Raw genomic sequence first — 13,198 nt, 5'->3', positions numbered from 1 at the left:
CGTCAATCGCGCATGGCCCGGCGGGCGGAGTCCGTCCGCCGGGCCGCATTGGCCACGTCCACCTCGACCGAGAGCACCGTGACCGACCGGTCCGAGGCCAGCACCGGGTTGAAGCGCAGCCGGGCCACCTGCGGGTGGTCGTCCTTCAGCGCGGCCACCCGGGCCAGCAGGTCCTGCAGGGCCCCGGTGTCCACCGAGGGCAGGCCCCCGTAGCCGAAGAGCTTGGCGGCGGCCCGCGGGGCGTGGATCATCCGGTCCAGGTCCTGGTTGGTCAGCGGCGGAACGCGGTGCACCCAGTCGTCCAGCAGGTCCACCGCGTCACCGGCGATCCCGAAGGACACCACCGGGCCCAGTAGCGGGTCCTCGAGGGCGGTGATCGTGCAGGCCTGTCCGGGCCGCGCCATGGACTGCACCTCGAGGTCCGGGCTGCCGTAGGGTTCCAGCACCCGCCGCATCTGGGCCACGTTGCGCCGCAGGGACTCCGCGTCCACGATGTTCAGCCGCACCCCGCCCAGGTCCAGCCGGTGCCGCAGGTAGGTGTCGACGGCCTTGACGGCCACCGGCCAGCCGAGCTGTTCGGCCGCCTGCACGGCCTCGTCCTCCGTGCTGAAGCGGACCGAGGGCAGCACCGAGATGCCGTAGCACCCCAGCAGCTGACCCGCCTCGTCCGGGGAGAGCCGGAGCAGGTCGGTCCCCTCGGCCCGGGAGGTGTACCCCTCGATCAGGCCCTCGGCGCGGTCCCGGTCGATGCCCTCCGGCTCCACGGGAACGCCCGCCTCCGCCTCCCGCCAGCGGCGGTACCAGACCAGCCGGGACAGGACCCGGGCAGCCTGCTCGGGCGAGGAGAAGACGGGGACGCCCTGCTGGAGGCCGCCGTCCTGCGAGGCGGGCCCGGACCGGCGGATGGCCGTGGACCGGTAGCCGGGGTCCAGGACCCCTGTCAGGGAGGTCAGCACGGTGACGCCGCTGCCCTGCGTGGCCTCCTGGATCGCGGCGGCCAGCTGGTCGGCATCTCCGGGCTGCTGGTGCATGCCGGTCTGGGTGATCACCAGCAACGCGTCCACCTCGCCGGAGTCGATGATCGCGCTGACGGCCCGGCCCACCGCGTGCGCTGCCTCATCCGCCGTGTGCTCGGCGTCCAGGTCCGGGACGAACTGCGTGCGCGCCACCGTCAACCCGTGGCGCTCCGCGGCGTCCACCACCACCCGGTTCAAGGCCAGCGAGTTGCCCACCACGCCCACGCGGGGCCCCGCCGGCAGCGGCTGGCAGGAGAGCAGCTGCATCAGGTCCATGAGGTCGTCGTGGTTCTCCACCTGGATGACGCCGGTCTGCTCCAGCATCGAGTCGACCGCGCCGAGGGGCGCCTGCGTGGTGCGCGTCTCGTGCCCCGGGGGCAGCCGGCGGCCCATGACGTCCGAGCGTGCCACCACCACCGGCTTGGAGCGGGACAGCCGCCGGGTGATGCGGGAGAACTTGCGGGGGTTGCCGAAGGACTCGAGGTAGACGCCCACGGCGACCGTGGCCGCGTCATCCTCGAAGTACTGCATCGCGTCGTTGCCGGAGACGTCCGCGCGGTTGCCCGCCGAGAGCATCGAGGACAGCCCGATCCCCCGGCGGTGGGCCGCCGCGAACAGGGTCACCCCGATCACCGCCGACTGGGAGAACAGCCCCACCGGTCCGCGCAGCGGCAGGAACGGCGAGACGGAGGCGTTGAGGCTGACCCCGGGCGCCGTGTTGACCAGGCCGGCCGAGGCCGGGCCGATCACGCGCATGCCGTTGGCCCGGGCCTGACGGACCAGGGCGCGCTGGCGTACCAGGCCGTCCTGGCCGGCGTCGGCGTATCCGGTGGTGACCACCAACAGGCCCTTGACCCCGTGGCGGGCGCAGTCCTCCACCACCGCCGGGACCTCGGCCGCCGGCACGGCGATGACGGCGAGGTCCACCGGGCCGGGGACCTCGGCCAGGGTGCCCCGGGAGATCATCCCGGCCACCTCCATGGCCTCCGGGTTGATGCCGTAGACCGGCCCCGTGAACCCGCCCTCGATGATGTTCTCCAGCAGGGCGAAGCCCACGGAACCCCACTGCCGGCTGGCCCCGATGACGGCCACGGACTCCGGGGCGAGCAGCTCGGCCACGGACCGCGCCTCGGCCCGGTGCTCCCGGGACTCCATCACGGCCCGGACCTTTGCGGTGGGGTCGATGGAGAAGGCGACCGCCACCACGCCGTCGTCGAAGTGGCGGGAGACCTCGAACCCGGACTCCTGGAACACCGAGAGCATCTTGCGGTTCTCCGGCAGCACCTCGGCGGTGAACCGGCGGATCCCGTTCTCGCGGGCGGCCACCGCCAGGTGCTCCATGAGGATGGAGCCGATCCCCTTGCCCTGGGAGGCATCCGAGATGTTGAAGGCGACCTCGGCCTCCAGCGGATCGTCCAGCCGGTCATAGCGGCCGATCCCGAGGATCTCCGTGCCGAGCAGCACCACGAACGCCACCCGGTCGCGGTAGTCCACATGCGTGAACCGCTCCATCTCCTTCCGGGACAGGGAGGACTTGAAGGTGAAGAACCGCAGGTAGATGGAGTTCTGCGACTGGGACTCGTGCATCCGGGCCAGCCCCTCGGAGTCCTCGGGCCGCACCGGGCGCAGATGCGCCGTGGTGCCGTCCCTCAGGACGACATCGGCTTCCCAGTAGGCCGGATATTCGAGGGATTTCGGCGTCTCACCCATAGGATCACACTAGACAATTCCCACCCGCCAGCAAGGACCCCCGGCAGACCCATGGCCCGTACCCCCAAGAAATCCTCCGTCCCGGCGACCCAGGCGATCCCGTTGGAGCAGGAGAACATCGTGGACATCGACGTCTCCTCGGAGATGGAGACGTCCTTCCTCGAGTACGCCTACTCGGTGATCTACTCCCGGGCCCTGCCGGACGCCCGGGACGGGATGAAGCCCGTCCAGCGGCGCATCCTGTACATGATGAGCCAGATGGGACTGCGCCCCGACCGCGGGCACGTGAAGTCCGCCCGCGTGGTCGGCGAGGTGATGGGCAAGCTGCACCCCCACGGCGACACCGCCATCTACGACGCCATGGTGCGCCTGGCCCAGCCGTTCTCCCAGCGCCTGCCGCTGGTGGACGGCCACGGCAACTTCGGCTCCCTCGACGACGGCCCCGCCGCCCCGCGCTACACGGAGGCCCGGCTCGCCCCGGCCGCGCTGGCCATGACGACCTCGCTGGACGAGGACGTGGTGGACTTCGTCCCGAACTACGACAACCAGTTCACCCAGCCCGCCGTGTTGCCGGCCGCCTTCCCCAACCTGCTGGTCAACGGCGCCTCGGGGATCGCCGTGGGCATGGCCACCAACATGGCCCCCCACAACCTGCGGGAGGTGATCTCGGCGGCCCGGCACCTGTTGGACCATCCCGAGGCCACCCTCGAGGAGCTCATGCGGCATGTGCCCGGGCCGGACCTGCCCTCCGGGGGTCGCATCGTCGGCCTGGACGGGGTGCGGGACGCCTACGCGTCCGGACGCGGCTCCTTCAAGATGCGCGCCAAGGTGGCGGTGGAACAGGTGACGGCCCGCAAGACGGGGCTCGTGGTCACCGAGCTGCCCTACGGGGTCGGGCCGGAGAAGGTGATCGAGAAGATCAAGGACGCCGTCAACGCCAAGAAGCTCACCGGCATCGCCGATGTGCTCGACCTCACGGACCGCAAGAACGGGCTGAAGCTCGTGATCGAGCTCAAGAGCGGCTTCAACCCCCAGGGCGTGCTGGCCCAGCTGTACAAGACCACCCCGCTGGAGGAGTCCTTCGGCATCAACAACGTGGCCCTGGTGGACGGCCAGCCCCGCACCCTCGGGCTGGTCGAGCTGCTCCGGGTCTACGTGGACCACCGGCTGGACGTGGTCCGCCGGCGCAGCACCCACCGCCTGAACAAGAAGAAGGACCGCCTGCACCTGGTCGAGGGCCTGCTGCTGGCCCTCGTGGACATCGACGAGGTCATCCAGATCATCCGGACCTCGGATGACACCGCCGCGGCCCGCACCCGGCTCATGGGCGTCTTCGACCTGACCGAGATCCAGGCCAACCACATCCTGGAGCTGCGCCTGCGTCAGCTGACGAAGTACTCCCGGCTCGACCTGGAGACGGAGCGGGAGGAGCTGCAGCAGGCCATCGCGGAGCTGGAGGCCGTCCTCGCCTCCGACCAGCGGCTACGGGGCCTCGTCTCCGACGAGCTGGCGGAGGTGGCCGCCGAGCACGGGGACGAGCGCCGCACCGTGCTGCTCGAATCCGAGAACCTCGCCCCCGTCAGCGCCACGGCGGGGGCCTCCCCCGCCGCAGGCCGGGGCCGCGCCGCCCAGGCGACCCTGCCCGGGACCGCCGGCGCGGAGGGCCTGATGGTGGCGGACACCGCCTGCTTCGTGGTCCTGACCACGGCGGGCCAGCTGGCCCGGACGGCCGATGACACGCCGCTGGCCACGGCCGGACGCCGCCAGCGCCACGACGCCTACCGCTCGGTGGTGCCGACGACGGCGCGCGGGGAGATCGGCGCCCTCACCTCCTCCGGGCGCATTCAGCGCGTCCAGGTCGTGGACATCCCCGCCCTGGCGGACGCCTCCCCCACCCCGAACCTCGCCGCGGGGGTGAAGGTCAGGGACTTCCTCACGCTGCAGCGCGGCGAGGTGCTGGTCGACCTCGTCCCGCTGGGGACCGTGCTGGCCCTGGGCACCCGGAACGGCGTGGTCAAGCGGGTCACCCCGGACTGGCCGCTGAACCGGGACGACTTCGACGCGATCACCCTGAAGGACTCGGACGTGGTGGTCGGGGCCGGTCCCGCCGGGGACGAGGACACGCTGGTCTTCATCACCCGCACGGGCCAGCTGCTGCGCTACGCCGCCTCGCTGGTGCGTCCGCAGGGCCGCACGGCCGGCGGCATGGCCGGCATCAAGCTCGCCGCCGGCGACTCCGTCATCGCCTTCTCGGCCGTCCCGGCCGCCTCCCTCGAGGGCGAGCACCGGGCGGTCGTCGTCACCGTGACGTCCGGCGAGGACACCCTGCCGGGCACCGTCCCGGGGTCCATGAAGAAGACCCCCCTGGACGACTACCCGGCCAAGGGCCGCGCCACCGGTGGGGTCCGCGCCCACCGCCTGCTCAAGGGCGAGACGGAGTTGGCGCTGGCCTGGGCGGGGGCGCAGCCGGCGCTCGGGGCCTCGGCCAACGGCGTGGCCCGTCCCCTGCCGGCGGAGTTCGGGACCCGGGACGGATCCGGGCTGGCCATGGACCAGCTGGTGGAGGCGGTCGGCGCCGGGGCCTCCCCGGAGCCGGCTTCCCTGGAGCCGGCCTCCCTGGAACGGGCCTCCCTGGAACAGGCCTCCCCCGAGGCGTCGCCGGCCCCCGAGCCGCGGGGCCTGGCCGAGGCGCCCTCGGACGCGAACCCCTTCGACGACGGCTCCGACGCCGTGATCACCGGGGACTGAGCAGCTCCAGGTGTACCGCCCCGCTGGCGGCGAAGCGGCGGTCGTGGGTGACCATGACGGTGGTCTTCCCCGCCAGGGCGGCCCGCAGGTCCGCCACGAGCGCGGCGGCCTCGTCCGCCCCCAGGTGCGCGGTCGGCTCGTCCAGGAGCACGACGTCGGCCCGGGCCAGGAGCGCTCGGGCCACCGCCACCCGCTGGCGCTGGCCGCCCGAGAGGTGGTGCCCGGCCGGTCCGATGCGCGTGTCCAGTCCCCGGGGCGTGCCGTGCAGCCAGTCCCCCAGCCCCACGAGGTCCAGCACGCCCAGCAGCTCCCGCTCCGTGGGCCGGTCGTGCGGGTCGCGGGCGAGGTTGAGGTTGGCCCGGAGCGTGGAGTCGAACAGGTAGGCGTCCTGGGGGCACCAGGCCACGGAGCCCAGGGACCCGCTGAGTGAGTAGTTGCCGTGCCGCAGCGGCAGGAAGCCCAGCAGCACGGCCAGCAGGGTGGACTTCCCGGCGCCCGAGGGGCCGGTGACCACGGCGAACTCGCCGCGATCCACGGCCAGGTCCAGACCCGTGAAGACGTCCCGAGTGGTACCCGGGTAGCGCACGGACGCGCCGGTGAGTTCCAGGGCCGGCCCGGTGCCGGGGCCGGGTGCCGGCGCACCGCCGTCGATGCCGTCGCCGGCACCGGCCGTGAGCAGGGGTGCCGTCTTGGCCAGTTGACGCCGCAGCACGGCCACCTCCTGGCACGCGGTGCCGTGCAGCCCGAGCGGTTCGGCCAGGGCCAGCATCAGGAACACCAGCATGGCCGTGACGGGTGCGGTCACGCCCTGCTGGACGCACAGCACCAGGGTCTGCACCGCCGCCCACCCCGAGAGCAGCGAGGTGAGGCCCTGCCCCAGCCCCGCCGCGGCGGCCTGGCGTCTCAGGGGCCGGTGGGCCGCCCGGTCGGCGGCGGCGAACCGGTCCGCGGCGAGGGTGGCCGCCGCGTTGCCGGCGAGGTCCGGTGCGGCGGCGAACAGGGCTGAGGTGCGCTTCAGCAGCCCCGTGCGGTGGTCGGTCAGCGCCCGCGTGGTGTTCCGGTCCACGGCGGCCACCGCGAGGGGCACCAGCACGAGGCCGGCCAACCCCGCCACCACGGCGGGCCACCACGCCGCCGGGGCCATCAGGACCACGATCAGCACCGTGACCAGCCAGCTGATCACCGCGGCGGGGATGGGGACGATCACCCGGGGGACGGCGTCGCGCAGCTCGTCCACGTCCGCCACGAGCACGGACAGGGCGCCTCCGGAGCGGGTCAGCCGCCCCCAGTGGGCCGCCCGGGTGCCCAGCGCGTCCCAGAGCCGCAGCCGGATCCGGTTGGCCCAGCCCAGCACCGCGTCGTGGGTGTCCACCCGTTCGAGGTAGCGGAACAGCGCCCGGCCGATCCCGAAGAAGCGCACCATGACGATCACGGACAGCAGGTACAGCACCGGCGGCTGGTAGGCCGCCTGCACGATCAGCCAGCCGGACAGGGCGGACAGCAGGGCCGCCGCCAGGGTCGCCGCCGCTGCCCAGAGCACCCCGGTGATGAACCTCCGTTCGGTCAGCGGCAACAGGCGCAGCCAGTCCCGCCAGCCGCTCGCGGCCCCAGTGGCCGTCTCGGCGGTCGCCCCCGCCCCGCCCTGACTGTGAGGCCGGCTTTGATTTTGAGGCCGGCCCTGACTGTGAGGGCAGTTCGAACGGGTTGTCTTTGCCCTCAAATCGGGAGTGGTGCCGGGGGTGGCGCCGAGGACCGTGTCGGCGTGGGCCTGGAGCGCGCGGTCGTGGGAGGCGGCCACCACGATGACCTCCACCGCCTGCCCGTCCGGCAGCCGGCCGGCGTGCAGCCGGCCGATCACCTCACGGATCCGCTGGGCGTTGCCGTGGTCCAGGTGCGCGGTCGGCTCGTCGAGCACCACGAGCCAGGCGGGTCCGGCCTCGGTCCCGGGCGCCGCCATGAGGCGGACCAGCACGCGGGCCAGGCCGAGCCGACGTCGTTCCCCGGGGCTGAGCTCGTCCGGGTGGCGCGCGTCGAATCCGTCCAGGCCGCAGGCGGCGAGCGCCTGACCGGCCCGCCCCTCGGCAAGGGCCGGGCCGGCGGCCGAGGCATACAGCCCCAGCTCCTCGCGGACCGTGGGCTCGCTGAAGGAGGGGTGCTGGCCGAGCCAGGCCACGGGGCGGGACGCCAGTCCGGACACCTGCCCGGAGAACGCGGCCTCGCCCTCGCGCAGGACACCGGCGAGCGCGGCGAGCGCCGTGGTCTTGCCGGTCCCGCTGGGCCCGCCGAGCACGGTCAGCTGCCCCGGGGCCAGGTCCAGGTCCAGGGGCCCGACGGCGGCGGCGCCGGTGCCGCCGTCCGGGTCCCGGTACGCGATGGCCAGGTCCCGCACCGTGACGCCGCGGGCGGACGGCTCGGCGGCGGGCTCGGTGGTGTGCTCCAGCGCCTGGGCCAGCGTGGCCGGGACGGGCCGCCCGGTCTGGGCGCGGGCGCGGCGCAGGGCCTCCACCCCGTCCTCGGAGGCGTGATGGGCGGAGCCGATCTCCCGGAACGGCAGGTAGACCTCGGGGGCCAGGGTGAGCACGAGCAGCCCCGTGTAGAGGTCCAGCTCCCCGTAGACCAGGCGTACCCCGATGAAGACGGCCACGACGGCCACGGACAGGGTGCTGATGAGTTCGAGGGCGAAACCGGACATGAAGGCGGTCTTCAGGGTGGTCATGGTGGTGGTGCGGTACCGCTCGGAGACCCCGGCGAGAGCCTGTCGCTGGGTGCCGGCCCGGCGCAGGCCCACGAGCACCGGCAGCCCCCGGGCGAGTTCCAGCACGTGGTGGGACAGCCGGTCCAGCCCGGCCGCGGCCTGCTCCACGCGGTCCTCGGTGTGCTGGCCGATCAGGATCATGAACACGGGGATGAGCGGCAGGGTCAGGGCCAGCACGAGGGCCGAGACCCAGTCGTGGCCCAGGATCCACAGCCCCAGCACGAGGGGCATGATGGCGGCGGTCAACAGGGCTGGCAGGTACTGGGTGAAGTACTTGTCCAGGCCGTCGAGACCGGTGGCCGCCAGCACGGAGTCCTCCCCGGCGCGGTCCGCTTCCGCGCCGGCCGCGGCCAGCCGGTGGGCCACCATCCGGTGCCGCAGCTCCTCCTTGGCGCCGAGCGCGGCGCGGCGGGCGAAGACCTGCTGTCCCCAGGTGGCCGCGGCCCGGGCCAGCACCCCCGCCATCCCCAGGGCGGTGGCGGAGGCGAGGGTGGCCCCGGCCAGATCCGAGGTCAGGCCGTGGGCCACCGGGTCGTAGGCGGCCGGGTCCGGTCGGAACAGCAGGCCGACGAGGTTGGCGCTCTCGGGCGCCGGGAGCTGCTGGGCCAGCCAGGCGAGCCCGCGGGCCAGCGCCGTGGCCAGCAGGATCCAGCCGGCGGCCTTGAGACCGGCCAGCAGGGCCAACACGGCCAGGGCGGTCCGGCCCGAGCGGGAGGTGGGGAGTTCGGGTCTCAGACCGGCGTCACCACATGGGATTCCGGGATGTGGGTCTCCGCGAGCCGGCGCCGGAACACCCAGTACACGTAGGCCGAGTAGGCCAGGATCAGGGGCACGAACACCACGGCCACCCAGGACATCACGGTCAGGGTGTAGGCGGAGGAGGAGGCGTTCTGGGCCGTCAGGTGGAAGGCCGGGTCCAGGGTGGAGGGCAGCACCACGGGGAACACCGCCACGAAGACGCCGGCGGCCCCGGAGACGAGGGAGGCGGCCAGCGCCACGAAGGTCCAGCCCTCGCGGCGGTACCGGGCCGCGGTCCCGGCCCCGAGGGCGGCCAGCAGGGCCACCGCGAGCAGGACCCAGGCCAGCATGCTGCCGTCGCGGGAGACCACCACGGCTCCCCAGGCGCCCATCGGCAGCAGGTACAGCGGCAGCCAGCGGGTGAGGTGACGGTGGGCGGCGTGCCGCGGGCCGCCGTCGGTCTTCAGGCCGATGTACGCCCAGCCCATGGCCAGGGCGAAGCCCACCACGGCGAAGCCGCCGAGGACGCCCTCCCAGGTGAACCAGGCGAACGCCCCGCCCACGCGGTCCCCGTTGGCGTCCAGCGGCAGCCCGGTGGTGCACACGGCCAGCAGCAGGCCCACGCTGAAGGCGGCCACGGCGGACCCGCCCGCCAGGCACCAGTCCCACAGCCGGCGGGTGCTCGCCGTGCGGGACTTGCCCCGGTACTCGATGGAGACGGCCCGGAGGATCAGCGCCAGCAGGGCGATGGTCAGCGGCAGGTAGAGCCCGGCGAACAGGGAGGCATACCAGAGCGGGAAGGCGGCGAAGGTGGCGCCGGCGGCGGTGATCAGCCACACCTCGTTGCCGTCCCAGACGGGGCCGATGGTGTTCAGCAGGACCCGGCGCTGGCTCTCGTTGCGGGCCCAGCCCCGCATCAGCATGCCGACGCCGAGGTCGAAGCCGTCGAGGACGAGGTAGCCGGTCCACAACACGGCGACCAGGACGAACCAGAAGGCCGGCAGGAACTCGGTGGTCATCTCAGCAGTCATCGTTCTCCTGCTCCTCAGTAGGCGAAGGCGAGCACGTCGGCGTCGTCCCGGCGGGCACCCGGGCCATCCGGGCCGCCGTCGGGCCCCTCATCGTCGTCGTGGTCGTCATGCTCGTCGGCCGTGAGCTCCGGCATCCCGGCCGGCACGCCCCCCTTGACGTAGCGGGTGAGCAGGACGACCTCCACGACCATCAGCACGGCGTAGACGGTGGTCAACGCGATCAGGGAGAACAGCAGCTCCCCGGCGCCGACGCCCGGGGAGACCGCCGCGGCCGTGTACATCCAGACCTGGTCGATCCCGGTGGGGTCCGGGTTGGGGACCACCACGAAGGGCTGGCGGCCCATCTCGGTGAAGATCCAGCCGGCCGCGTTGGCGCCGAAGGGGGCCAGGATGCCGAACACGGCCAGGCGCATCAGCGGCTTCGAGGCCGGCACGGTCCCCTTCCGGGTCAACCACAGGGCGATCGCCGCCGCCAGGGCCGCCAGCCCGCCGAAGGTGATCATGATGCGGAAGCCCCAGTAGGTGACCTCCATGACCGGCAGGTAGTCGATCTCCATCCCCGCGCGCTCGCCGTACATCGGCTCGTCCGGCAGGTGGGTGCCGTAGGCCTCCTGGTACTGCGGGATCAGGGTGTTCACTCCCGGGACGTCCGTGGTGAAGTCGTTGTGGGCCAGGAAGGACAGCAGGCCGGGGATCTCGAAGACCCCCACGACGTCCGAGCAGTCCGTGGCGCCCTCGGTGCGGGGGTTGGCCACCGAGAGTACGGAGAACGCCGTCCCGTCATGGCAGGCCGCCTCCGCAGCCGCCATCTTCAGGGGCTGCTGGTGGATCATCAGCTGGGCCTGGGCGTGGCCCGTGAAGGCGGTGCCGAGGAAGGCGACGAGGGCGATCCACGCGCCCCAGCGCAGCGACCTGTACCAGACGCGGTAGTCGGTCTCGTCCCGGGCCCTGGACCCGGTGGTGCCCACCACCACGGTGCCGTCGGCCGTCACCGTGTCGATTCCGTCCCGCCGCCGCTTCCACAGGTGGAACCAGGCGATGCCCAGCAGGAAACCGCCGGCCACGGACAGGGCCCCGGCCAGGGTGTGCGGGAAGTGCACGAGCAGGGTGTTGTTGGTCAGCACGGCCCAGATGTCGTTCATCACGGGGCGGCCGTCCACCATCTCGACGCCCACCGGGTGCTGCATCCACGCGTTGGCGGCCAGGATGAAGTAGGCGGAGAAGACGGAGCCGATCACGGCGCACCAGATCGCCGCCAGGTGGACCCTGCGCGGCAGCCGCTTCCACCCGAAGATCCACAGTCCCAGGAACACGGATTCCATGAAGAACGCCACGAGGGCCTCCATGGCCAGGGGCGCGCCGAAGACGTCCCCGACGAAGCGGGAGTACTCGGACCAGGCCATGCCGAACTGGAACTCCTGGACGATCCCCGTGGCCACGCCCATGATGAAGTTGATCAGGAAGAGCTTGCCCCAGAACTTGGTCATCCGCAGGTATTCCTCGCGGCCCGTGCGGTGCCACATGGTCTGCAGGGTGGCGACCACGAGCCCGAGCCCGATGGTCAGCGGCACCATCATGAAGTGATAGACGGTGGTGATGCCGAATTGCCACCGGGCGATGTCCAAGGGATCCATGCGCCTGCCTTCCCTGCCGACTTCTACAACGTGTAGAAGACAGCGTAGCCGGAACTTCTACATCCTGTAGAATAAGAGCCACATCATCGGCATCAGGGAGGCACCCCATGGCATTGGGAGATCTGGAACGGTCCGTCATGGACCTGCTGTGGGACCGACCGGGACCCCACACCGCCAACGACGTCCGCGACGCCCTGACCGGAGACCTGGCCGTCACCACCGTGCTGACCGTGCTGTCCCGGCTGGAGAAGAAGGGACTGGTCCGCCGCGACGGCGGCCGCCGCCCCCACCGCTACGCCGCCGCCTCCTCCCGCGAGGAGCACACCGTCGGCCTGTTGAACGACGTCCTGGGCTCCGTCCCGGACCGCGAGGCCGTGCTGGCCCGCTTCATCGGCGGCATCGGCCCCGACGAGGCCGCCGCGGTGCGCCGCCTGCTCGGCTCCTGACACCCCGGGCGGCAGGCCTAGACTTTCCCCGTGTCCGTCCTGCTGCTCGCCGCGCTGGCCGTGATCCTGGCCTGGCCGGTTCCGGTCCTGCTCGGACGCGCCCGCTGGGTCCGCCGGGCCCCGGCCGCCGCGATGGCGCTCTGGCAGGCCGTGGCGCTGGCCGGCGGGCTCTCCCTCATCGGCTTCCCGCTGCTGTGGGGGCTGGCGCCCTTCGGTGACACGGTGGCGGAGGCGGCACCGGCCTTCCTCGCCGACCTGGCCGACGGCTCCTGGATCCCCCGGCTGGAGCACGACCCCTGGCTGCCCACCCGCATCGCCGCGGCCACCGTGGCGCTGGCGCTCTTCGCCCACCTGGTGCTGACCCTCGCGGTCACCGCCGTGAAGACCGTGGCCAACCGCCGCCGGCACCGCCAGATGGTGGAGCTGCTGGCCACCCCGCCCTCGGAACGCAGCCGGCTGGCGGAGCGGACCGCCGGGACACCCACGCGGGTGCTGCCCCACGATGTCCCGTTGGCCTATTGCCTGCCCGGGCTGACCGGATCCCTGACGGTCCTCTCGCGCGGCCTGCTGGAGCAGCTCTCCGCCGACGAGGTGGCCGCGGTCCTCACCCATGAACGAGCTCACCTGCGCCAGCGCCACGACCTGCTCCGGCTGGCGTTCGAGGCGTGGCACCGGGCCGTGGCCTGGCTGCCGACCACCGCGATCGCCCAGCGGGCCGTGGCCGGGCTGACCGAGATGATGGCGGACGACTCCGCGCTGGCCGCGCACGGGCGCGAGGACCTGATCCGGGCCATCGTCCTGACCGGTGAGGCCGGCGCCTCCCCGTCCGACCCGTCCGACCGCGAACAGGCCCCGGACACCCCGGCCCCCCGACCCCCCAACATCCAGGACGACGGCGCGGTGCCCCTGACGTTGCGCCTGTACCGGCTGCTGTCCCCCACCGACCCCCTGGCCGTCTCGGCCCGGCTGGCCGTGGTGCTCGCCGCCCTGTGCCTCGCCGCCGTCCCCCTGGCGCTGCTGCTGTGGCCCTGAGGGCACTCAGGTCTCTCCCAGCGGACACCCGGCGTGCCATCGGCTGGGTTTCGATAAGCTGGTGCGTTGGTGGTGTCCGCCGACTCCG

The 13,198-nt window shown here is 72.9% G+C and carries 7 protein-coding genes; 3 read left to right on the top strand and 4 right to left on the bottom strand.

All coding sequences use genetic code 11. The features are described 5' to 3' along the window. Window positions 1–2: 2 nt before the first annotated feature. Complete coding sequence (locus AB0K08_RS09640; RefSeq protein ID WP_363353784.1) at window positions 3–2,726, bottom strand: GNAT family N-acetyltransferase; 2,724 nt, start codon at window positions 2,724–2,726, stop codon at window positions 3–5. Window positions 2,727–2,777: 51 nt separating this feature from the next. Between AB0K08_RS09640 and AB0K08_RS09635 the strand changes: the two genes are divergently transcribed. Continuing rightward, complete coding sequence (locus tag AB0K08_RS09635) at window positions 2,778–5,474, top strand: DNA topoisomerase (ATP-hydrolyzing) (protein ID WP_363353782.1); 2,697 nt, start codon at window positions 2,778–2,780, stop codon at window positions 5,472–5,474. Here the strand turns inward: AB0K08_RS09635 and cydC are convergent. From cydC to AB0K08_RS09620, 3 genes are read right to left on the bottom strand one after another with little or no spacing between them, the layout of a single operon-like run. After that, window positions 5,461–8,916, bottom strand: coding sequence for a thiol reductant ABC exporter subunit CydC (gene cydC / locus AB0K08_RS09630; protein WP_363353780.1), 3,456 nt, complete (start codon window positions 8,914–8,916; stop codon window positions 5,461–5,463). The two genes, AB0K08_RS09635 and cydC, sit on opposite strands and share 14 nt — an antisense overlap. A 44-nt stretch (window positions 8,917–8,960) precedes the next feature. After that, entirely contained in the window at window positions 8,961–9,998 is a 1,038-nt protein-coding gene (cydB, locus tag AB0K08_RS09625; RefSeq protein WP_363353778.1) for a cytochrome d ubiquinol oxidase subunit II, read from the bottom strand. 14 nt (window positions 9,999–10,012) lie between these two features. After that, complete coding sequence (locus tag AB0K08_RS09620) at window positions 10,013–11,632, bottom strand: cytochrome ubiquinol oxidase subunit I (RefSeq protein WP_363353776.1); 1,620 nt, start codon at window positions 11,630–11,632, stop codon at window positions 10,013–10,015. A gap of 107 nt (window positions 11,633–11,739) precedes the next feature. Between AB0K08_RS09620 and AB0K08_RS09615 the strand changes: the two genes are divergently transcribed. Both AB0K08_RS09615 and AB0K08_RS09610 read left to right on the top strand, forming a co-directional pair. Continuing rightward, window positions 11,740–12,078, top strand: coding sequence for a BlaI/MecI/CopY family transcriptional regulator (locus AB0K08_RS09615; RefSeq protein ID WP_363353774.1), 339 nt, complete (start codon window positions 11,740–11,742; stop codon window positions 12,076–12,078). A gap of 30 nt (window positions 12,079–12,108) precedes the next feature. Next, window positions 12,109–13,110, top strand: coding sequence for a M56 family metallopeptidase (locus tag AB0K08_RS09610; RefSeq protein WP_363353772.1), 1,002 nt, complete (start codon window positions 12,109–12,111; stop codon window positions 13,108–13,110). The last annotated feature ends 88 nt before the right edge of the window (window positions 13,111–13,198 follow it).

The organism is Citricoccus sp. NPDC055426, assembly GCF_040677445.1.
Classification (GTDB): Bacteria; Actinomycetota; Actinomycetes; order Actinomycetales; family Micrococcaceae; genus Citricoccus.
This window is presented reverse-complemented; position numbering and strand designations above follow the sequence as displayed.